Annotated in this window: 26 protein-coding genes; 14 read left to right on the forward strand and 12 right to left on the reverse strand. The window is 65.7% G+C overall.

The window, feature by feature from the left end; all coding sequences use genetic code 11:
* Both HQQ85_RS19905 and HQQ85_RS19910 read right to left on the reverse strand, forming a co-directional pair.
* Positions 1-488: ABC transporter ATP-binding protein (locus HQQ85_RS19905; RefSeq protein ID WP_173184473.1), on the reverse strand; the 488-nt coding region annotated here is incomplete at its 3' end.
* Between the two features lie 84 nt (positions 489-572).
* Positions 573-851, reverse strand: a complete 279-nt coding sequence (locus HQQ85_RS19910) for an adhesin (RefSeq protein WP_173184475.1) — start codon at positions 849-851, stop codon at positions 573-575.
* A 104-nt stretch (positions 852-955) separates the two neighbouring features.
* Here HQQ85_RS19910 and HQQ85_RS19915 point away from each other — a divergent pair, with 104 nt between their 5' ends.
* Both HQQ85_RS19915 and HQQ85_RS19920 read left to right on the forward strand, forming a co-directional pair.
* The gene (locus HQQ85_RS19915) at positions 956-1,453 is read left to right on the forward strand and encodes a hypothetical protein (RefSeq protein WP_173184477.1); all 498 of its coding nucleotides are present in this window, start codon (positions 956-958) and stop codon (positions 1,451-1,453) included.
* A gap of 101 nt (positions 1,454-1,554) precedes the next feature.
* A complete protein-coding gene (locus HQQ85_RS19920; RefSeq protein ID WP_173184479.1) occupies positions 1,555-2,016 on the forward strand; it encodes a MarR family winged helix-turn-helix transcriptional regulator in 462 nt (153 codons plus the stop codon).
* Here the strand turns inward: HQQ85_RS19920 and HQQ85_RS19925 are convergent.
* Complete coding sequence (locus HQQ85_RS19925; RefSeq protein ID WP_173184481.1) at positions 2,011-2,481, reverse strand: MarR family transcriptional regulator; 471 nt, start codon at positions 2,479-2,481, stop codon at positions 2,011-2,013. The two genes, HQQ85_RS19920 and HQQ85_RS19925, sit on opposite strands and share 6 nt — an antisense overlap.
* 143 nt (positions 2,482-2,624) lie before the next feature.
* Between HQQ85_RS19925 and HQQ85_RS19930 the strand changes: the two genes are divergently transcribed.
* Positions 2,625-3,311 (forward strand): hypothetical protein, encoded by a 687-nt coding sequence (locus HQQ85_RS19930; protein WP_173184483.1) that lies wholly within the window; start codon positions 2,625-2,627, stop codon positions 3,309-3,311.
* A 93-nt stretch (positions 3,312-3,404) separates the two neighbouring features.
* Here the strand turns inward: HQQ85_RS19930 and HQQ85_RS19935 are convergent, their stop codons facing one another.
* Genes HQQ85_RS19935 through HQQ85_RS19945 form a run of 3 tightly spaced genes read right to left on the reverse strand, consistent with a single transcriptional unit; the run spans position 3,405 to position 5,575 of the window.
* Entirely contained in the window at positions 3,405-3,584 is a 180-nt protein-coding gene (locus HQQ85_RS19935) for a hypothetical protein (RefSeq protein ID WP_173184485.1), read from the reverse strand.
* Positions 3,585-3,644: 60 nt separating this feature from the next.
* Positions 3,645-5,036, reverse strand: a complete 1,392-nt coding sequence (locus HQQ85_RS19940) for a TrkH family potassium uptake protein (protein WP_173184487.1) — start codon at positions 5,034-5,036, stop codon at positions 3,645-3,647.
* On the reverse strand, positions 5,036-5,575 hold the full coding sequence (locus tag HQQ85_RS19945) for a hypothetical protein (RefSeq protein WP_173184489.1): 540 nt from the start codon (positions 5,573-5,575) through the stop codon (positions 5,036-5,038). The genes HQQ85_RS19940 and HQQ85_RS19945 overlap by 1 nt, the downstream gene beginning before the upstream one ends.
* A 228-nt stretch (positions 5,576-5,803) precedes the next feature.
* On the opposite strand from HQQ85_RS19945, the gene HQQ85_RS19950 reads away from it, so the two are divergent.
* Entirely contained in the window at positions 5,804-6,985 is a 1,182-nt protein-coding gene (locus tag HQQ85_RS19950; RefSeq protein WP_173184491.1) for a Na+/H+ antiporter NhaA, read from the forward strand.
* A gap of 34 nt (positions 6,986-7,019) precedes the next feature.
* Here HQQ85_RS19950 and HQQ85_RS19955 read toward each other — a convergent pair whose 3' ends face one another.
* Positions 7,020-8,363: an NAD(P)/FAD-dependent oxidoreductase gene (locus HQQ85_RS19955; protein ID WP_173184714.1), complete on the reverse strand. Its 1,344-nt coding sequence runs from the start codon at positions 8,361-8,363 to the stop codon at positions 7,020-7,022.
* A 197-nt stretch (positions 8,364-8,560) separates the two neighbouring features.
* Entirely contained in the window at positions 8,561-9,673 is a 1,113-nt protein-coding gene (locus HQQ85_RS19960; protein ID WP_216851938.1) for an SDR family NAD(P)-dependent oxidoreductase, read from the reverse strand.
* On the opposite strand from HQQ85_RS19960, the gene HQQ85_RS19965 reads away from it, so the two are divergent.
* The 5 genes from HQQ85_RS19965 to HQQ85_RS19985 all read left to right on the forward strand — a co-directional run bounded on the left by HQQ85_RS19965 (position 9,642) and on the right by HQQ85_RS19985 (position 14,505).
* On the forward strand, positions 9,642-10,550 hold the full coding sequence (locus tag HQQ85_RS19965; protein ID WP_216851939.1) for a helix-turn-helix transcriptional regulator: 909 nt from the start codon (positions 9,642-9,644) through the stop codon (positions 10,548-10,550). The two genes, HQQ85_RS19960 and HQQ85_RS19965, sit on opposite strands and share 32 nt — an antisense overlap.
* A 435-nt stretch (positions 10,551-10,985) precedes the next feature.
* On the forward strand, positions 10,986-11,687 hold the full coding sequence (locus HQQ85_RS19970) for a GAF and ANTAR domain-containing protein (protein WP_173184493.1): 702 nt from the start codon (positions 10,986-10,988) through the stop codon (positions 11,685-11,687).
* The gene (locus HQQ85_RS19975) at positions 11,687-12,400 is read left to right on the forward strand and encodes a GAF and ANTAR domain-containing protein (RefSeq protein ID WP_173184495.1); all 714 of its coding nucleotides are present in this window, start codon (positions 11,687-11,689) and stop codon (positions 12,398-12,400) included. The genes HQQ85_RS19970 and HQQ85_RS19975 overlap by 1 nt, the downstream gene beginning before the upstream one ends.
* A gap of 130 nt (positions 12,401-12,530) precedes the next feature.
* On the forward strand, positions 12,531-13,181 hold the full coding sequence (locus HQQ85_RS19980) for an alpha/beta hydrolase (RefSeq protein WP_173184497.1): 651 nt from the start codon (positions 12,531-12,533) through the stop codon (positions 13,179-13,181).
* Positions 13,171-14,505: a hypothetical protein gene (locus tag HQQ85_RS19985; protein WP_173184499.1), complete on the forward strand. Its 1,335-nt coding sequence runs from the start codon at positions 13,171-13,173 to the stop codon at positions 14,503-14,505. The genes HQQ85_RS19980 and HQQ85_RS19985 overlap by 11 nt, the downstream gene beginning before the upstream one ends.
* Positions 14,506-14,524: 19 nt before the next feature.
* Here HQQ85_RS19985 and HQQ85_RS19990 read toward each other — a convergent pair whose 3' ends face one another.
* The 4 genes from HQQ85_RS19990 to mobC form a co-directional block, all read right to left on the reverse strand.
* Positions 14,525-15,055 carry a DUF6328 family protein gene (locus HQQ85_RS19990; protein ID WP_371741982.1) on the reverse strand — a complete coding sequence of 177 codons (531 nt, stop codon included), beginning with the start codon at positions 15,053-15,055 and terminating at the stop codon, positions 14,525-14,527.
* A 273-nt stretch (positions 15,056-15,328) separates the two neighbouring features.
* Positions 15,329-16,150, reverse strand: coding sequence for a hypothetical protein (locus HQQ85_RS19995; RefSeq protein ID WP_173184501.1), 822 nt, complete (start codon positions 16,148-16,150; stop codon positions 15,329-15,331).
* 38 nt (positions 16,151-16,188) lie between these two features.
* Complete coding sequence (locus HQQ85_RS20000; RefSeq protein WP_173184503.1) at positions 16,189-17,850, reverse strand: relaxase/mobilization nuclease domain-containing protein; 1,662 nt, start codon at positions 17,848-17,850, stop codon at positions 16,189-16,191.
* Positions 17,847-18,239 (reverse strand): plasmid mobilization relaxosome protein MobC, encoded by a 393-nt coding sequence (mobC, locus tag HQQ85_RS20005; protein WP_173184505.1) that lies wholly within the window; start codon positions 18,237-18,239, stop codon positions 17,847-17,849. The genes HQQ85_RS20000 and mobC overlap by 4 nt, the downstream gene beginning before the upstream one ends.
* 238 nt (positions 18,240-18,477) lie before the next feature.
* Between mobC and HQQ85_RS20010 the strand changes: the two genes are divergently transcribed.
* The 5 genes from HQQ85_RS20010 (at position 18,478) to HQQ85_RS20030 (ending at position 20,160) form a co-directional block, all read left to right on the forward strand.
* Positions 18,478-18,774 (forward strand): hypothetical protein, encoded by a 297-nt coding sequence (locus tag HQQ85_RS20010; protein ID WP_173184507.1) that lies wholly within the window; start codon positions 18,478-18,480, stop codon positions 18,772-18,774.
* Positions 18,775-19,030: 256 nt separating this feature from the next.
* Entirely contained in the window at positions 19,031-19,273 is a 243-nt protein-coding gene (gene nrdH / locus HQQ85_RS20015; RefSeq protein WP_173184509.1) for a glutaredoxin-like protein NrdH, read from the forward strand.
* On the forward strand, positions 19,270-19,455 hold the full coding sequence (locus tag HQQ85_RS20020; protein WP_173184511.1) for an AlpA family transcriptional regulator: 186 nt from the start codon (positions 19,270-19,272) through the stop codon (positions 19,453-19,455). Before nrdH ends, HQQ85_RS20020 begins: the two co-directional genes overlap by 4 nt.
* A 10-nt stretch (positions 19,456-19,465) precedes the next feature.
* Positions 19,466-19,819 (forward strand): single-stranded DNA-binding protein, encoded by a 354-nt coding sequence (locus HQQ85_RS20025; protein WP_173184513.1) that lies wholly within the window; start codon positions 19,466-19,468, stop codon positions 19,817-19,819.
* An 80-nt stretch (positions 19,820-19,899) separates the two neighbouring features.
* Entirely contained in the window at positions 19,900-20,160 is a 261-nt protein-coding gene (locus tag HQQ85_RS20030) for a hypothetical protein (RefSeq protein ID WP_173184515.1), read from the forward strand.
* Positions 20,161-20,389 lie beyond the last annotated feature (229 nt).

Below are 20,389 nucleotides of genomic sequence, written 5' to 3' on the forward strand. Positions count from 1 at the left end.
AGCGGCTCGTCCATCAGGAACACCTGGGGCTGACGCACGATGGCGCGGCCCATGGCGACGCGCTGACGCTGACCACCGGAGAGCGCCTTCGGCTTCCGGGAGAGGTAGGGCTCGAGGTCGAGCAGCTTGGCGGCCTCGAGAACGCGGGTGGCGCGCTCGTCTTTGCCGATACCCGCGATCTTGAGCGCGAAGCCCATGTTCTCGGCGACCGTCATGTGCGGGTAGAGGGCGTAGTTCTGGAAGACCATCGCGATGTCGCGGTCTTTCGGCGGGATGTCGGTGACATCGCGGTCGCCGATCAGGATGCGGCCCTCGTTGACCTCTTCGAGGCCGGCGAGCATGCGCAGAGAGGTCGACTTTCCGCAGCCGGAAGGGCCGACGAGAACGAGGAACTCACCGTCTGCGACGTCGAGGTCGAGCTTGTCCACCGAGGCGCGCGTCGCGCCCGGGTAGATCCGGGAGGCTTTGTCAAAGGTGACAGATGCCATGATTCATTTCTCCTTCACCGGCAGGTACGTGCCGGACGATCCGTTGTGATGGATGAGACCCCGGCGGCGCCGGGTGCCCCGGTTTCAGCTCTGGTTGCGGAGCGAGAAGCGCACGCTTCCTTCTTCGATGAGGGCGTCGAGCTCCTTGTCGGACAGCTTCGGAACGGCGGTCTGATCGAGGAACACACGCGAGCCGTCGCGCTCGATGACTTCGTCGCCGGCGACCGGCTCAGCGGTGAGTTCGACGGCGAAGCCCGCGGCATCATTTGACGCGCCGATCCGGAGTCCGGGATGCTCGGCACCCTCGACTCGGGCGGCGAGGCCTTTGATGACGGTGGCGGCGTTCTCGGTAACGGTGAGCATGGTTTTTCCTTCCGATCAGTGTCGTTGTGTGGGAACCAGCACCCATCCATGCTTGCATAGATACAACAGTTGCACACAAGCACTCATTAGATTCGGAGAGAACCGTGGAACGGAACGCCCTGCTTCAACAGACCCAGCAACGCATCCAGGCGTCGATGGTCGAGCTGATCTCCCGTCTCCTCACCGACCAAGCCAGCGAGTCCGTGTGGGAGGAAGACCTCGCCCGCATCCGCTTCGAATCGGAGGAGTCCTGGCAGCACTGCAATGCATTCCTCCTCGCCTACACCGCCGCACGCTTCAGCGCGCATCCAACCAATCCGATCACCGATTCCGCTGACGGGCTGCTCGACCAGTTCACGGTCGACTTCGTGGCCGCCGTGCAGAGCGAAGATGCAGACCGCGCGATCGAGTTGTGGACCGATCCGCCGGTCCTGAACCCTCGAGCGGCCGCCGCGACGAAACAGACCAGCATGCTGACCGCCGTCATCCAGCACCTCCGCAGCTCGGCAGGATCGCGGACGCTGCCCTTGCCTGCGGCGTTTCCACGCGAGGTGTGGCTGGAGTCGATCGACCTCGACAACGTGGACGTCATCGAAAGCTGAGGCACTGGGGCAGGTTACGAGCGGGAAACGATCTCGTCTCGTTCGGTTCTGGCGGGCGAGAATGAACTGACGCTCATCGATTCATGAAACAGGCGCATGACATGACCCTTCCATCCAACGACGTCGTCAACGCTGCACTCACGGCATCCCGGGCCCTTCTCGCGATCGTGGCCCGCTCGGTCGCCGGCGCCCTCACATCCGTCACCCTCCCCGAAGTGCGCCTCCTGGTCTCTCTGACCAGTCAGGGTCCACAGACAATGGCAGAGCTCGCAGCTCAGCAGAAGATGGCTCCGAATCTCGTCGAATCGAACATCGATTCGCTGGCAATACCGGGATTCGTCACGATCACGGGAGCCGTTGATGAATCGGCGACTCGCGTTCAGATCACTCCCGAAGGCAGGGCCATCGTCGATGAGATCACGGAGCGCCGACGCACCGAACTCAGCAGCATCCTGTCGACCCTCACACCCGCCGAGCAGCAATCGATTCTGACCGCATTCGAGCTCTTCGCGGAGGCCGCAGGGGAGGGCCCTCTGGAAGATGCCCTCATCTTGGGGCTATAGACCGAGAACCAGCAGTTCCACACTGTGCGGCTCTCCCGCCGCCACGGCGAACGACGTCAGAACGGCCGACAACGCCTTCTGCTCCGCCAGAGGCATCCGGTCGAGGATGTCGGCTAATTCGCTCCGACGACGCGCCGTGACGTCGTCGACGATCGCGCGACCCGTGGCGGTGATGCTCACGAGGACCTCGCGGCGGCTGTCCGCACTGGTGGCACGGTCAACCCAGCCATGAGTCACCATCCGGTCGATTGTGCGGGAGAACGTGGATACGTTCGCCGACATCCGCTCGGCCAGTGCGCCGATCCGGAGCGACTCGGTCGATGTCAGGACGACCAGGATGCGGAACTGGGTGATCGTGACCTCGTGCAGCGCTTCGGTCATCGACCGGGCCACGACACCGAGCAGGGCTCGCGACGCGACCAGGGTCGCCTCCACGGCTTCGTCGTCAGCCCGGCGTTCGGTCACGATTCCACTCCACTCTTTCACACCGCTTGCAATTGTTGCTATCGTACAAATGTTTCTGACCATCCGCTGGGACAGTCATCACTCCGGGTTCTCCGTGATCGTACTGCGCTTGGCACAGAACCCGATTGCGACCCCGCACACATATGATCCCGGCCCCTTGTCTCCTCGAAGATGTCACCCGCATCCAGGACATCTACCTCACCAGGACCACCCTTCTTCTCGCCCGCGGGGCGGGGGTTCGGGAGTGGAAATTCGTCGTTGAAACCACCCGTCACGCGGCCGGTGAGGAATGGGACGCCGGCAGCGGGTTCCTGTTCGACTTCACGCTGGGTCGCCTTGTCAGTGCCCTCCGCTCCGGCCAGCCGGTGCCCGAACTCGGCAGCTTCGTCGACTACTTCACCACCGCCATCCGCGCCGGCGCGTCCCAGGCCGCCCGCAACATCTGGGCCGCCGAACGAACCATCCACACAGACTCCCCGGATGAGCTCACCGTCATGCTGCTCGACCCACTCACCCTCCCCCAGCCGTCCGACACAATGGCCCGCATCCACACCTCGCTGCCGGCGCGTACCGCCCATGACCACTCCTGCCCCGAAGCCCCGTCGCGATCCGGACGACCTCACCCTGATCGGCATATGCGTGAGTGTCATCGCCGTGTCACTCGTCGTCGGCGCGATCGCAGTGCTCACACGACTCGTACTGTGACTGGGCTCAGGCTGCGCGGCTTGCCCGGATCGGTTGGGCCCTGGTACCTGTTGGCCTGGTCCGGACTGGCGCCAGGCCTCCTGATCGCGGTGGTGTCTGGGTTTGCGTTCGTCAGTGGCGGCTAAAGCCTGTGGGTGGTGATCCTCCTCGCCGGCACGGGCGAGATCGCTTTCGCAATCACTGTCCTTCGGCGGCGGTCTCTCTAGCGGCGAGCGTGATCAACCGTCGAGGGCCGGAGGTTCGGTGGTCGGGGCGACAGCGGTGCCGAAGTCAGCAGGTGTGGGGAGCGAGGTTGCGGCAATGTTGAAGCTGATGCCGCTGATCAGAACCGCGGTCACCGTGAAGAGGGTGAGCACGGCGCCGATCCGAAGCGTCTCGCGGGTGCGGGCCTTAGCCATGGCAGCCACAGTACCCACTCCCCTACCGCCTGTGGGCGGACCGTTGTGGAACTGTGACGGTCAGCCGATCACCGGGCGCTCGTCGGGGTAGCGGAACAGCAGGTTGCGGCGGCGGATCGCGAGAGCCGAGGCCAGGCCGATCGGTCCGATCCGGCCAGCGAACATCAGCGCCGTCAACACATACAACCCGACCGGGTGCAACTCCTCGCTGAGCCCCACAGACAGACCACAAGTCGCGAACGCCGAGATGACCTCGAACAGGATCCGATCCAACGGCGCATCACTGACCGTCATGATCAGGCCCGTCGCGACGAGAACCAGGGTGGCGCCGAGGAAGGTGACACTGATCGCGACCCGCAGCACCCCCTGGGGAATGGTGCGGCCGAAGATCATCACGTTCTTGTCACCCTTGGCCTCGGCGACGATCGCGAGAAACAGCACCGCGATAGTGGTGACCTTGATGCCGCCGGCCGTCGACGCGGAGCCGCCGCCGACGAACATCAGCGCATCCGTCACCAGCAGCGTCACCGGATTGGATTCGCCGTAGTCCGTCAGGGAGAACCCGCCCGAGCGCATCATCGTCGACGCGAACAGGGAATGGAAGATCTTCTCTCCCACGGTCATGTCGCCGATGGTGGCGGTGTTCGACCACTCAAACACGCCCCACGCCAATGCCCCGAGGAGAAGGAACACGATCGTTGTCGTGAGGGTCAGCTTCGTGTGCAGCGACCACCGGCGCCAGTGATGCTTCGAAACCATCAGCACGAGGAACACCGGGAAGCCGAAGCTGCCGACGAACACCCCGATCATCACGGGGATGGTGATCCAGAAGTCGCCGTCGTACGCCATCAGCCCGCCCGGGTTCGGTGCGAAGCCGGCGTTGTTGAACGCGGAGATGGCGTAGAAGAGACCATCCCAGATTCCGTGCGCCCACCCTTCGAGCATGATGAACCGCGGGATGAGCACCAGTGCGAGGGTTCCCTCGAGCACGAGGGTAGTGAGGATGACGATGCGCAGCAGCGACTGGACTTCACCGAGCTTGCTGGCGCCGATACCCTGCTGCGCGAAGATCCGCACCTGCACGCCGAAGCTCCGGGTCACCGCCCGCGACAGCAGCAGGGCGATGGTAATGATTCCGAGGCCACCGATCTGGATGCCCAGAAGGATCACGAACTCGCCGAAGAACGACCAGTGCTCAGCGGTGTCCACGGAGACGAGCCCCGTGACGGTGACAGCGGAGAACGCGGTGAACATCGCATCGTGCAACACCGTCGCACGCCCGTCGGCCGCCGCGATCGGGAGCGTGAGGAGCCCGGTGAACAGCAACGCGACAAGCAGGAAAATAGCCAGAGCAAGCAGAGCGGGCGAGATCTTCGCCAGCCGACTCGTCGCAATCGCAAGACGGAGGGGATCACGTGCCCGACGGGTACGAGCCACACGAGTGAACGTCATCAACCCTCCCGGAAAGAGTCCGTCCGAGCGGGCAGATGCGAGTCGGCGCTTCTTGAGTGAACCACCTCCCCCGACACACCACCAGGACCACCCAAGAACTCCGCCATCCGGTCGGCCAAATCATCGACATCCGGTGCGCCCGGGACGATGACAGCATTCACAACAGCCGGAACCCCCAGAGCCCGGGCACTGCGCTTCCTGAACCGGGCCAACTCGGCGCGCACACCCACCAAGTACAGGTTCGAATCTGCTCCGCCCGGATTACGCACCAGCAGCACGATCGCGCAGTGCGCAGGCACCAACCGGGCCAGATCCTCCAAAACCGACCGGGTGCGACGCCGGCACGCCCGCGGCTCCACCGCGCCCTGCACCGACTCCGGGGTCACCTGCACGACGAGGGCACCGATGTGGCCCGCATCCGGAACCCCGGAAGGGCGCGACGGATGGACAACCCCGATGCCGCGGACCGCAAGCGGCCGGATCAGCTCATCGGGAAGAGGATCGCCGTAGACGACAACAATTGGTCGGTTCGGGTGCACAGGTTCGCTCTCTCACTCACTCGAATTGAGCAACCTGACCTGGGCCACCCGCCGACCAGACTTCCCGGCACACCACCAGCAGACTAGACGCCCCTCACCCGACACCGCGAACGCACACGCCAGAAGCTAGGCTCGACCATGGTGAGCCGGGAAGTCTGGTCGGCGGGCGATCACGGGATCGCTCCGACGATCGACTGACGCCCACAACTGGGCAGCAAGGACCACCGCATGGGCTTCATCCGCTCCGAACGAGTCGCCGCGTTCCTCCTCCTCGCCGCCGCCGCTCTCGGCCTCATTCTCGCCAACACCGGCATCGGACCTGCGCTCATGGAACTCCAAGACGCTCACCTCGCTATCCCCGGCACACCACTGGACCTCTCGGTCGGACACTGGATCAGCGACGGGCTGCTGGCCGTCTTCTTCTTCGTCGTCGCGGTCGAACTCAAGAACGAGCTCACCGTCGGCCAACTGAATTCCGTGTCGAAAGCCGTCCGCCCGGCCATCGCCGCCCTCGGCGGGGTGATCGTGCCGGCACTTGTCTACCTCGCCGTCACCGCCGGCTCCGGATACGCAGGCGGCTGGCCCGTCCCCACCGCGACCGACATCGCCTTCGCACTCGGCGTACTCGCGGTATTCGGCAAGGGAATCCCGTCCAGGCTACGGATCTTCATCCTCGCCCTTGCGATCCTCGACGACATCGTCGCGATCATCATCATCGCTGTGTTCTTCACCGCCGACCCCAATCTGCTCTACATCGGACTCGCCGCCATCGGAGTCGCGGCCTTCGGGCTCCTCAGCCACCTGCTCAGCACCCGCTACCAAACGCTCGCCGCCGTCGCCATGGTCGCGGTCGCGCTGACCACCTGGTCGCTGGTGTACCTGTCCGGGGTGCATGCCACGATCGCCGGAGTGGCCCTCGGTCTCATCATGGTGCGGAAACCCGCGATGCACGTGCGACACCAACTCGAACCGGCCACCAACGGCGTCATCCTGCCACTGTTCGCGTTCTCCGCAGCGCTCGTCGCCATTCCTCAGGTCGCACCGTCGCAGCTCGCCGCCCCGTTCTGGGGCATCCTGATCGCCCTCCCCGTCGGGAAAATCATTGGCATCAGCATCGGCGGGTGGCTCTCCAGCTTTGTCGGGCCACGCGAACGCCGCCCGAACCTCACCCCGCAAGCCCTGCTGACGGCCGGCGCCCTCGGAGGTGTCGGATTCACCGTGTCGTTGCTGATGAACGAACTCGCCTTCGTGAACAACCCGGAAGTGGCCGACGAAGGAACCCTCGCCGTGCTGCTGGGATCATCGATCTCGATCATCGCGTCCGCGTTCCTGGTCTCCCGGCTCGCCGCCTACTACAAGCGTCTCCGACTCCTACGCGAAGACGCCCACCGCCGCCTAACGTCGCCCTGAGCATCCGAAAACTCGACGCGTGCGGGCCGAGGGGTCACGTGCCTGTGCTGTCTTCGTGCTTCACGAACGCGGCGTGAAAGGCGCGCCGAGGATGCTCGAGCGTACGCAGCGGGGTCGTCTCGGATCCGGTGAGTGCTTCGGCCACCCAGCCCAGCAGCACGCGCACCTTCTTCCGAAACGTCGGAAGAGCCAGGAGGTGGTAGCCGCGATGAGCCAGCCACGCGGGAAGACCACGCAGCTTGACGCCTTTGATGTTCGCCGCCCCGGTCGCGATCCCGAAGCTCGCAACGGTTCCGAGCGACGGATGCCGGTACTCCTCCACCGCCTCGCGGCGGAGGGTAGCAAGGATGTTGCGCGCGACGACGGGCCCCTGGCGCATCGCGTTCTGCGCGTTCGGCGGGTAGTACGCCGGCTGCTCGGATGCGGTCAGGTCCGGTATCTGCGCGATGTCGCCGATCGCCCAAACGCCGTCGACCCGCGACCCGTCATCCCGGACGACGGCGAGCGTCGCGTCGGCCATCACGTGACCCTTGGGGCCGCGCGGCAGATCGGTGGCCTCAAGAATCGGATTCGGCTGCACGCCCGCCGTCCAGATCAGGGTGTTCGCGGAGATGGTCTCCCCCGTCGAGAGCACCACATCCCCGCCTTCGCAGGATTTCACGGTGGTCTTCAGCCGCACGTCGATCCCCTGGCCGCGGAGGTGCTTAAGCGTCCAGGCCGAGAGCTCGGGCCCGACCTCGGGCGCGACCCGGTCCAGCGCCTCGATCAGGATCCAGCGCAGTTCACCACGATTCAGCTGCGGGTAGTCCTGGAGGGCGAGCAGGCTCAGCTTCTGCAGCTCTGAGAGGGCTTCGACCCCGGTGTAGCCGGCGCCGACGAAGAAGATGGTGAGCGCCCGGCGGCGTTCGTCGTCGTCCGGCGTGTTGGCTGCGAGGGAGATCTGCTCGAGCACGTGGTTGTGCGCGAAGACTGCCTCCTCGACCGTCTTGAAGCCGATGCCGAACTCCTCCAGCCCCGGAGTGGGGAACACCCGGGTGACCGCGCCCATCGCCACGACCACCTGGTCGTAGGGCAGCACCGCCTCCGATCCGTCGATCCGTCGCACCGTCACACCCTTCGCCGACGTGTCCATGCCGACGACCGAGCCGCGCACGATCCGGCAGCGGCGAAGGGCGCGACGAAGCGGGATCGTGACATCGCCCGGATGCACATGGCCGCCGGCGACCTCGGGAAGCAGCGGCTGGTAGGTCATGTACGGGCTCGGATCCACGACCGTGATGGCGAGCGGCGCGGTGCTCTCGCGCTGCAACGTGCGCGCGGCACACAGCCCACCGTAACCGCCGCCGAGAATGAGGATCTTCTGCGCTCTACCGTCCATGCGCACACCGTACGCCTGCCTCCCACCCGGCCAACAGGCCTTGCATCAGGCCCCGATCGACCGCACCTTCCTGCGGCTACGGCGTCGGCCATCGACCTTAAGGGGCGCCTTGATGCGTGCGCCCCACGGTCGAGATGCTGATGGAGAACCACGACCACCACCTGCAATCATCCCGTGGAGAGCTGAGGGTGAGCGGGTCAGGGGTGAGCGAGTTCCGTGCTGGTCTCCCAGAGCTCTGTCGCTCGGGGCATGTCGTAGGACTCGGCGGAGGAGGACGCGATCTCACGGCCGTCGAAGTACTTCCCGGTCGTACCGGCGAGGGCGGGGTCGATCGCGAGTCGTGCGAGTGCGCTGCCGGATTCTTCGGCCGTGTGCACGTTCGGGGTCACCACCCGGCGCACCAGCCACGTCATCCGGGGCAGGATGTGCTGGGAGATGAATCGCACCGGGGCGGGAGCGGATCGTTGCAGCCCGGTTCCGGGCACAAGCCCTGGGTTGAACGCGTTCGCGGTGATGCCGGCGGGCAGTCTACGGGCCAGTTCGTAGGTGAACACAATGTTGGCCAGCTTCGAGGTGCTGTAGCGGCGCTGTCCGGCGATGAACGCCGAATCCTTCTGACCGAGTGGCCCAAGCCGGCCGTAGGCCAGGTCGGTCGCCGTGCTCCATGCGGGAGCGGGAACGCCGGTCTTCATGGCGGGATCGTGGGTGTCGCTCGCAACCACGACCACCCGCGCCGGCGCCTGCAGCACCGGAACGAGTTCGTTCACGAGGAGGAAGTGCGCCAGATGGTTCACTCCGAAGGTCGACTCGTATCCGTCGGCGGTGAGGGTCAGCTCCGTGCCGGCTTGCACTCCGGCGTTGCAGATCACGGCCTGTATCGGAGGCACCTGGCCAGAACGCACGCGGGCTGTGAGTGCGCCCGCGAACGAGCGCACCGAGGAGAGGGAGGCAAGGTTGACGGCGAGGGACTCCACGGTGTTGCCGGTTGCGGCTGACCGGGTGAGTTCTTCAACGGCGGCCCGTGCGCGGGCGGGGTCTCGGTTGGCGACGATCACGTGCCAGGGGCCGTTTGGGGAGCGGAGCACAGTTCGGGCTGCGGCCAAGCCGATTCCACTTGTCCCGCCGGTGATGAGTACCGTTTGGGTCGGTCGGGTTGCAGGGGTCGCGTTGTCAGGCATGACACCATCGTCCCGTCCGGCTGCGGCGCCAACCAGGCTCAGCCCATCCAGGGTCAAATTGTCCTGGTCTGCGCGGTCCTCGGCGGGAGAGACTTGAGTCATGATCGATCGTGCCGGGATGGGTGACTTCATGCGTCGCCGTCGGGAACTTCTCAGCCCGGCCGACCTCGGCCTGCCCGGGGGCCACCGACGTCGTGCCGTGGGACTGCGCCGCGACGAAGTCGCTCTCCAAGCCGGGATCTCCACCGACTACTACGCCCGCCTTGAGCAGGCACGCGGAGCAAACCCGTCCGAATCGGTCGTCGCAAGCGTGGCGAGGGCGTTGCGCCTGGACGACGATCAACGCGACCACTTTTTCCGCCTCGCCGGCCAGTTACCGCCTGCGTCAGGCTCGGTGCGCCACATCCGTCCCGGATTGCAGCAGCTCTTCGACCGCCTCGATGATGTACCGGCCATGATCTGCACCGACCTCGGCGACGTCCTCCTCCAGAACACACTCGCGACCGTGCTCCTCGGCCACTTCCGAGAACCGGAGAGGACAGCGGACCCACGCGCAGGGAACCTGGTGTGGGAATGGTTCACGAACCCCAGCGTTCGACAGCGGTTCCCCGACGAAGACTGGGCGTCGCATTCCCTAGCTCACGTAAGAGATCTGCGAGCGACATCGTCTCTCCGCGCCGGAGACCCCGACGTCGAGCGATTCGTCGCTGAACTCGAACAGGTCAGCGATGAGTTCGCCGAGCTGTGGCAGAACCACGAAGTCGCCTTGCGGCGCTTCGATCACAAACGAGTGCAGCACCCCGAAGTCGGGGTGCTCGACCTGAGCTGCGAGATCGTGCTCACACCCGACACCGGCCTGCAGGTCATCGCCTTCTTTCCCATCGTGGGAACAGGAGCGCGTGAGCAACTAGACTTACTGCGAGTCGTCGGCTTGCAGAACCTGACTGCCGCACCCGCACCCGCACATCTGCGGATGCACCACAAGAACACACCAGAAGCAGGCGTATAAAGTCACGAACGGTGACCACGTAGCGGCGCCGCCGCCGCACACCACTCGCTGCCCCCACCCGACAGCGTGAAGCCGGCGGCTGAGGACCGGGTGACGGGTACAACACTCGTGCGGGCAATTGAGCTGGAGTTGTTATGTACCGATGACCTGCAGCATTGCCTAATTTTCCACTGGTATCCGTTCGGAACAGGACGAGCCGTTGCTGTGACGGCGGGCTGATGGTGACATCACATTCACAGTCGAACAGTCCCACGGAGGTGCGGTCCGCTTCGCGGACGCCGGCTTTTGTTGCGGTAGTAACTCGCGGTGTCCACGTGGCGGTACCCGACCTCCAGTGCATCGGTGAGCGCGCGGGCGGTGTCGCCCGTTGCACCATGCGGTTGACCGTGACGCGGGAGGTCAGCAGTGGCTGTGCAAAGACGCTACGGTCAGGTGATGAGCGGTTCCTTCAGCGACACCCTCGACCTACTCCGGCACTACACCGGTGATGAGGCCTCCATCGCTGACCTGATCGCTCCCCACTTCTCCATCTCCAGCGTTTCGGTAATGACTCTCGGTATTCTTCCTGCGACGACGGTGTCGGCCACCGACCCGCTCGCGGCACGCGTCGACGAATTGCAGCTCGACCTCGGCGAGGGCCCCGCCTGGGATACCCTCCACGAATCGCTTCCCGTACTCGAGCCGAATCTTCGTGACGCACCCCAGCGGGTGTGGACCGCGTTCTCCGAAGCAATCGCGCGCGAAGACGTGCGCGCGATGTTCGTCTTCCCGCTCCGCATCGGACACCTCGACATAGGCGCCATCACCTTTCTTTCCCGGACCCCTATGGAGCTGACCGCCGAGCAGGGCACACAAGCCGAAGCTCTCGCCAGAACGGTAAGTGCGCTGCTTCTGCGGCGCGCGTTGGAACGCGCCAGTGACAGCAGCGACCCGCTGCCCGAGCTGCACTCCCGACGCACCATTCATCAGGCAACCGGCATGGTCATCGTTCAAGCCGATGTCTCCGCAGTCGAGGCAGAGCTCCTCATCCGAGGTCACGCGTTCGCCGAGAACACGACCATGCGGCACGTGGCCGCAGAAATTCTGGAGAGACGATTGACGTTCGAGCCGCTTAGCATGGGCAGTGAGGACCGATGATGACGCATGCCGAGAAAGAACGCCGCCTCAACGACGCGTTCGCCACGCTCACCCACACGCTGGTGCACGACTGCGACTTCATCGAACTCCTCCAAACAGTCGTCGAGATCTGCAAAGACATCACCGGCGCCGCCGAGGTCGGACTGCTCCTCGCCGACGACGGCAACCGCCTGGAAGTGGTCACCTCCACTCGGGAGAACGGTGACCTGGTCGAGACCATGCAGCGCGGCGCCGACGCCGGCCCCTGCCACCAGTGCTACCTGACCGGTGAGGTTGTCTCCGATCCGCACATCGCCGATTCACCACCGGAGTGGGCGGAATTCCGGGATGCCGCACTCGCGCTCGGCCTGGAGTCGGTGGTCGCGATGCCGATGAGGTTCCGCGAAACCACGATCGGCGTCCTCTCGCTCTACGGCGACCACACGACCCATCCGGATGACCGCGACCTGCGCGCCGCTCAGACCCTCGCGGACGCGGCGACCATCAGCATCCTCCACGAGCGGGTTCTGCACGACACCGATCTGCTGCAGCAGCAGCTCAGCCTTACGCTGCGCGCCCGGGTCGTGATCGAGCAAGCCAAGGGAGTTCTCGCTCAACTGCACGGCATTCATCCCGAAGACGCCTTCATCGAGCTCCGCGAATACGCCCGAACGCACAAGCAGAACGTCAACGACGTCGCGGCACAGCTCGTCGACCGCACCCTCACCTTCTGAAGCGAACTGCGCGGTTTTGGCCAAAGCCGAGGTCAGCAAGAGGGTTAGAGCTACCAGCCGTGTGCGAAGAATCGACGTAGGCTGAGCCCAATATGGGCTGGTGAGCATCTACGGGGTGAAGTAGGAATCTATGGCTCGTGTGATTATCGTTCCCGGGCTGGCGGTGCGCCGCTACGCTGACGCCGCCGTCGCGGAATTGCGCTGCCGCGGTCATCGGGTGGATCTTCTGCGACCGGCGAGCTGGCGCGGAACACCGGTCGACGTGCGGGCTTATGGGGAACTCCTGGCGCACGACTTGATCGAGCGCCGAGAACGCGTCGATGTTCTCGTCGGGTTGTCTATCGGTACAGAAGCGGCGGCGGTCGCGGCCTCGAACTCGTCATCCGTTGCGCGTCTGCTGCTGGTCAGCCCCACGGTCGATCCGATAAGGCGGACCTGGCCACCACTGCTGAGGGCCTGGTTCTTCGGGAGCGAAGGACCCAACGGGCCGGGCTTGCGCAACCACGTCCCGGACTGGGCGCGCGCGGGAGTGATCCGTGTCCTCCGAGGGATGCGTGGAGCGATGCGCTTGCACCTAGAGGAGGAACTGCAGCACGTCCACGTGCCCGCCACCATCGTGCACACCGGGCATGATCCACTCACCACCCGAGAATGGGCCCGTCAGCTCGCAGCCGGCGCCGGCGCTCGTTTCATCCCGCTTGATGACCAGCCGCATTCATGGCCCTACGGCGACCCGACCGGATTCGCCGACCTGATCGAGGAGATGTGTCGTGAGTCTTGACCCGAAAAAGGTCGTCGCAACATTCGATTCCGCCAGCGAACTCCACGCAGCTCTCGTCGCCGCCCTCAACCACCAGCCCTTCCCCCACCTCGGGAACTCGGAACTCTACGCCGGCGCCATCCGGGCCGCAGGGCACCTCCCATGGCCGATCCTCCGCAGCCTCTACACCCGCATCGGCGGCGCGGAAGGCATCAACCCGGACACGCTGCCCGAGGTCGATATGGACTCGGTCGCCAACAGCTTCGCTGAACCTTTCGCGGCGGAGACGTATCCAGCGGTGGTAGTCGGAGCGAGCAACGGGGCAATCATGCACCTCGCCGCCGCGATGGGCGCACCGTGGCTCCCCGGCACCGTGCTAATACCCGTGCACCACGTCGGCGACGGCGACCGCCCCAACCGGGCGCTGGAATTCGGCAAAGAATTCGGGCCGCGATTTCTGGATGCGAACCCACACGTGCGGCTGCATCAGATGCACGACATGGCTCAAGACGCGCTCATGACGACACGGATGGCGTACTTCCGCACCAAATACACTCAGCTCCCGCCCGCATACCGGGAATTCCTCGACACCAGGCTCGCCCCTGGCGCACCAGTCTTCCTCGTCGATGACCGCTCAACCTGGCCCGTCACCGAAGCCGGACCCCGCCACGTGTTCCAAACGGGAGGCCGTGGCGGACTGACTCCGGAAGAGCATCTCGCCCGGCCTCACACTCCCGCGGCTACCACCGTCGCGCCCGAAGCCGAATGGGGCGCAGACCCAGACTTCACCGATGCCGTCGCCCAGTGGTGCGCCACACACGATCATCCCCTTATTCGCGTGGTCCTTCCCGGCCCCCAGGAGGCATCCGCCCCGGTGGCCGACACCATCCGTGAATGGACCATAGCCCGCGGCGGTGCAGCCGACAAACTGCTCGTCTCTTCCTTCGTCATCGCAGACCCCTGGCGCACCTTCGCCACCGGCCGCGTCCCGTTCTGGACATACTTTCCTGTCCGAGAGGCGCTGAACTCCCTCGACGCTTACCTAGCTGACGGTCGGTATGAGCAAGCTTCCGTCACCATGTTCCAACACGGCGTCGAATCCCCCGGCCTTGCCACCCCAGCCGACTTCGAGCAAGTACTCCGCACCCACAACACCGACTTCCACCTGGTCGCCGTCGATCCCGACAAGAGCCCCCACGACATCGGCTCGATGACCCGGTACGGCCCCGAACTCCAAGCCGAACCCGACGCCGGGCTGCCCTGGGAACCACTCTCCGCCAAGGCAGCAGCGAGTGGAATCGCCGCCCTCACTGACAACCGTGATGGCCACATCGGGCGTTCTTGAATGCCTCAGCGCGGCTGTCCTACTTGGCGTCGCTGTTGCGTTGGCGCAGTATTCGAAGGGCCGGTGGGCCTGCGATCCAGATGAGGAGAACCAATACCAGCACGCTGGCGCCGGCCCAAAGCCCTGCTTCCGGTGAGATAACGAAATCGAACACGAACAGCACGATGCCGATGAACAGTATCGATGCAGCCGCGAGGCAAGCGATGAGGATGACGCTCGATGCCTGCACCAGTTCCTTCTTCGCTCTCTGCCGGAACAGAAGGCGATGCAACGTCACAGGGGCAAGAGCGAGCAGGGTCAGAACAGCGGCGAGCACGACCAGCACCAGATAGAGGGTGTGGTCGAGGGCGCTCAGTTCCGTGAACCGCTGCTGAAACGGGAGGGTCAGCAGGAACCCGGCAAGGATCTGGGTTCCGGTTTGCAGGACCCGGAACTCTTGAAGCAGCTCGGACCAGTTGCGGTCATAGCGCTCGTTCGGCGTTTCGTCCCGGCCATCACCTGGGGCGGCGTCAACTGTCTTGTCGCTCATAAGCTCCTTGTCGGTCAGCACGGTCAGAACATTCGCAATAGGCGGAACCTCTACGCCGTCGTGGCACGACTCGTCGACCGCACCCGCAACCTCTAACAGGAACCGTCACTCATAACGGACCGACTCGGCGGACGAATCGTCCGATTTGCGTCGGGTCACCGGACTCTACTATGGACCAGCGAACCGAAACGCTGATCCACCGCATGCCAGTGTGGAGTTGATCGCAAGATGGCGGCAATTTGCGATCGGTCCTCGCCGTCGCGGAGAGCGACGAGGACGACCGGCCGGAAGAGCCTACCGGCTGAGGCCGCCGCGTTCGCGCTGCATGCGCGGCGTCTTGGTCGCGGTGCGCGCTCGGTTCTGCTTGCCGGGCTTGGTGGCCACTGCCGCGGTGGCCGGCACGGCGTTGTCGCGGTCGGTCACGGTCCTCATCCGAACGAGCTCCGGGTCGAGGCCGGACTTCTCCAGCTGGGCGGCGCTCTGCTGCCGGCGTTCCGCGCTGTCGTAGGCGTGAGCGGAGCCGTCACGGTTAGCCGCCGCTTCGGCCAGGATCTCTTCGCGGGTGAGTCCCGGCGTCGGCTCGTCGACCTGCGCCTCGCGCTGCTCCTGGTCGCGCTGCTCGGCTTCGCGCTCGAGCTGCTCGGCCGTGGTGAGCAGCACGGCACCCTCAGCGGCATCCTTCCCACTCTCACCACGCTGCGCGGCCGCGTCTGCGCGATCGCGTTCTGTGCGCTCGAGCAGGTCTCGGACGCGGGCGGGGTCGGCTCCGAGTTCGTCGACGTCGACGCCGTAGCGTGATCGGAGCTCGTCACGCATGTGGTCTGCGGTGCGGGCAATGTCGGCGTCGACGGGCCGCCATGCTTCGGCGGTTTCGTACGCGGCCGCGATGTCGTCGACGCCGGCGTGGTTCCACCACTCGGCCTGGTGCACGGGTGCGAGGCTCGCGGCGGCCGCGGAGCGTTCGGCGTCGAAGCGGGCTTGCAGCTCGCGGGTCTGCTGCTCGGTGCGTACCTGGGCCGCGCGGGCAAGCTCTTCGCGAAGTCGCGCGAACCGCTGCGCAAGCTGCATAGCTACGGCAAGCGCCGTACGGAGCTGACCGTCGAGCGCGTCGCCCATGCCGTCGTTGTCCTCAGCCATCGTCGTTGCCTCCTTGGTTATCTCTCGTGGCCGTCGCGCTCGATGGGCGTGGCGGTGGTTCTGGGTCGCTGCTGCTCGATCGGGTTCGGTATCGGGTTCCCGGTGCCGGGGATGATCTGGCCGCGCTGGGCGACCTCGACGACGCGTGCGAGTTCGGGGTCGATGCCTTCGGCGGGGCCCGGCATGGCGGTGCCTTGGGATGCTGCACCGGTCTTGGGGATCGCGGGGAGGCGATCGCGCACGGTGGTGTACTGCTCGCGCAGGATGCGGTCCAGCTGCGCGGCACGCTGGGCGTCTCCGACCGCTTCGTGCATCTCCATCACGGCGCGCACGGTCGCGGCGAGCTGTCGCAGCATGAGCGCTTCGACCATCGAACCCTTGCCCTGGTCGGCCGCCTGGAGAAGCATCATCGTGGCACCGGCGACGGACACATGACCGGCCGGCCGGGGCTTGGACTGGTGGGCGCGGATCTGCGCTGTTCGGGACAGCTCGCGGGCCGTCTGAGCGAGCGGCCCGGGTGTCGCCTCGACGCGCTGCGACCACGCGGCGAACGCGCCGGCCGTGTCGCGAGCGAGGTGCGCCCAGCTGGCCCGATCATCGATCGGCACCTCCCGCATCTGCGCGCGGAGCTGCTTCATCTCGGCCGTGTACTGCTTCCACAGCTGCGGGTCGGGCGCAGACTCTTCGCGGCCAGGCGTCACGGGCCGGTACTGCCACGGGTTCTTCGCGGTGGCCTTCCACTCGTCGACGGCGCCCTGGGCCGCGTGCACACTGTCAGGCCATCCCTCGCGCAGCCTGGGAAGGGTGAGGTCGCGAGCGAGGCGGCCCCCGCCGTACCAGACGACCTGCTTGTCTGGCTCGGGCCGCAGCGCCACGGAATAGCCGGCAACCACGTCGTCGCGGCCCGCGGCGAACCGGGGTCTGATGAGCACTCCCCCGCGGCGTAGCCGGCGCACGAACTCTGCCTCGTCCAGTGACGCGGTGGCCGCCGCGAGTACGGTGCGCTCGAGGCGGTGCACTCCGACCTCGGCACCGGCGCGTGTTGCTCGAGCACGCTCGGCCGGCTTCACGCCACGCTCTCCGATGCCGCGCTCCCGCGACTCCAGCTGCTCGAGGCCGTGTTCTCGTTCGAGGTCGCGGCAGATGTTCTGCGCCCGCTGATAGTCGTTATGTGTGTTCGCCTTCGTGCCGTCCTCGCGGACGAGCGAGACGGCCACGTGGATGTGATCGTTGCCGTTAGTCGACAGGCCGTGACGGACGGCAACCCACCGGCACGTAGCCCTGCTGCCGCCCTCGGTGGCGAAGCCCATGCGGTCGACAAACTGCTGCGCGATCGCCCCCCACTTCTCATCGGAGAGCTGCCCTTCCTCCGCACGGAGCGAAAGCGAGCAGTGCCACACGTCAGCCGGCACGGTGGTGCTCGTGACCTCGCCCGTCTCCGGGTCTGCGATCCGCTCCTGGCGAGTAACGTCAACGCCGAGCCGCACACGCGGTTCGTCGAGATCCTTCGCGATCGCCAAAGCGCTGTCGCGGCCGAGTACTCCGTACCCGTGCATGGTGACGATCGCGGAATCCCCCGCGACGAGGTGCTGCTCTTCGTGCTCGTTCGATCGACCCGCGCCGGCCAGGTAGACCATCAGTCCACCCATCCGATCGCCCCGGCTGATGTTGGGCATCATGCGTCGGCCAGCGTCTCGATCGCGGCCGACAGGCGAGGAACGATGGCGCGGTACTCGGTGATGATCGACTCCGCCTCGGCGGGGAACGCACCCTCCGTGTTCGCGAACCGGGCAAGCTGATTCGCGTTGTTCGCAATGCTCGCAAGCAGCCGGCGCACCTCAAACATCTCCACGATCGCAGCCTTCCGATCGGTGTCCGTCTCGACATCCGCCACCATCGCAGATTCGAACAGAAGCCGCGGCACGGTCACCTCACGAACCGCCGCCCGGGCCTCCAGCTGCACCTGCTCTTCGGGGGTGACGTAAACGCTGTAGAACTTCTGCCGAGCACCGGCGGCGTTCTTGCGCCGGGAGCGGCCGAAGAGGCGTCCCTTGTCGAGTTCAGCCATCGTTCCACCGCCCTTCCTGGCCCAGCGCAGCGACCCCGAATTTTCGGGGACCATACGTCCAGTATGCCCACGAGAACGCTGCGGCGTCGAGAGGAACGAGCAAGTTACCCTGGGTAACTTCATAGCTTGCTCCGTCTAGGACTCCGCCCCGATGGAGCGCCCTCGCACAGCGGGCCTGCACCCGGTGGGTGCCATTCTGCACGTAGTGACATGGCTCGCAGCCAGTTAATCTCGAGGTATGAGTGATGCACTGGTGAATGCCCAAGACGCCGCCGATAAGGCGCGCGCCCTCATCGAAGCGGAAGTGAACGCGAAGGTCGAGGTGGTTCGACTGCTGGCGGAGGCAGCGAACACCGCTGACGCAGCCGAACTCGCTGCTAAGGACGCGGCGACCGCGCATGAGTCGGCGTGGACCGCGGCGCTGAAAGCGGGTTGGTCAGAGAAGGAGCTTCGGGCGACGGGTGTCCGTGCACCGGGTCAGGTCGGCCGCCGTGCCCGGTCCCGAGCATCCGCGTCCACCACGTCTGAGGTGTGAGCCTTCGGCTCTCCGTTCTGCTGACAAAGCCCCGTCGAGCTTCGCTCTCGGCGGGGCTTTGTCGTGCGGCAACACGTTGCCTTTTGCACCGGGTGAGCGTACGCGCCGGCTGCTCTCCGGCAAGGGCTTTCGCGGCATATCCTCACTCCGCTTCGCTGCGCTCCGGTATTCCACGGTCCCTTGCCTCCGCGCCTCCGACGAGTTTTTTGGCGGGTGCCAAAAGGCAATGAGTTGAAGAGGGAGAGGAGCACCACCGATGGATACCACCGTCACGCTCTACATCAAGCCGGCCTGCGTTCAATGCACCGCGACGAAGCGTGCACTCGACACCAAGGCCATCGCTTACGAGGTCGTGGACCTCAGCACCGACATGGACGCGCTCGAGCACGTCAAGCAGCTCGGCTACCTGCAGGCACCGGTAGTCGTCACCACCGGGTTCCACTGGTCGGGGTTCCGTCCCGACAAGATCGACGAACTCGTCAAAGTGATCGCCGCATGAACGCCCCCACCACGCCCCTCCTGCTCACACCAAACATGGCGGCCGCCGTCCTCGGCTGCACGGTCACCGAGCTTCGACGGTGGCGCGCCCAGGACAAAGGCCCCGCGTTCCACACCCTCGGCCCCCGCACCATCCGCTACAACACGTTCGTGCTCCACGCGTACGCCACCACCACTCGATAGGAGAACCATCATGTCCACACGCACCATCACGGGAAACCTCGCCGCCGACCCGGAAGCGGTCACCGCTGGCACGATCGAGATCGTGTCGTTTCGGGTCATCGAGAACACCGGCGACTACCGCCGAGGCGAATGGGTCGCCCACGACACCCCCACCACCCACCGCATCCAAGCACGCTTCGAGCTCGGCCAGAACGCTCTCGCTTCCCTCAACAAAGGCGACGCCGTCATCGTCATCGGCTCCGAACACACCGAGTCCTGGGGCGAGGACACCAACCGTCACTACGGTCGCATCATCGACGCACAACACATCGGCCTCGACCTCGCACGCGCGAAAGCCGGACCAACCATCACCCCCAACAACTGAACCGCGCGACGACGACGTACGCCCCGATCTGGATTGGCCGGAGCGTGGCCCGTTATCGTGACCATGGAGGGGGTGGGGTGATGGTGCAGTTGGTGTGGCTGCCCGCGAAGGGCAAGCCTGCAGGGACAGCAGCGTTCTGGTTCAACCCGGAACACATCACCGCCCTCACCCCACGCTTCAGCGACGCCGGGACCACTGTCACCCTCCACGTCCGCATGAAACTGCAGGGCCTCCCCGAAGGCGACTACTGGCTCGGCAACTACCCATCCACCGACGACGCCAACGCCGGGTGGCAGAACTTCCTCACCAGCCTGAGCCAAGACCCTGGGGCGGCCGGTTAGGCGAAGCGCCAGCCTCCCTCGAAGCACCCGCAGCGGTACCCATCAAGGACAGTGGACTCAGTCACATACGGGTGCCACACCATCCGGGCACCACACAGTGGGCACTCCGGTGCCGGCCGCTCGATCTCCTCGTCCACGAACCGAACGTAACCCCGACAGGGTCGCCCGGTCTACGCCAGGTTGTTCGGCCTGCGCGGGGGTGTGTGAGGGGTCCGCCCCTCACGGCCGG

This window comes from Herbiconiux sp. VKM Ac-2851, from assembly GCF_013205105.1.
GTDB classification, from domain to species: Bacteria; Actinomycetota; Actinomycetes; order Actinomycetales; family Microbacteriaceae; genus Herbiconiux; species Herbiconiux flava.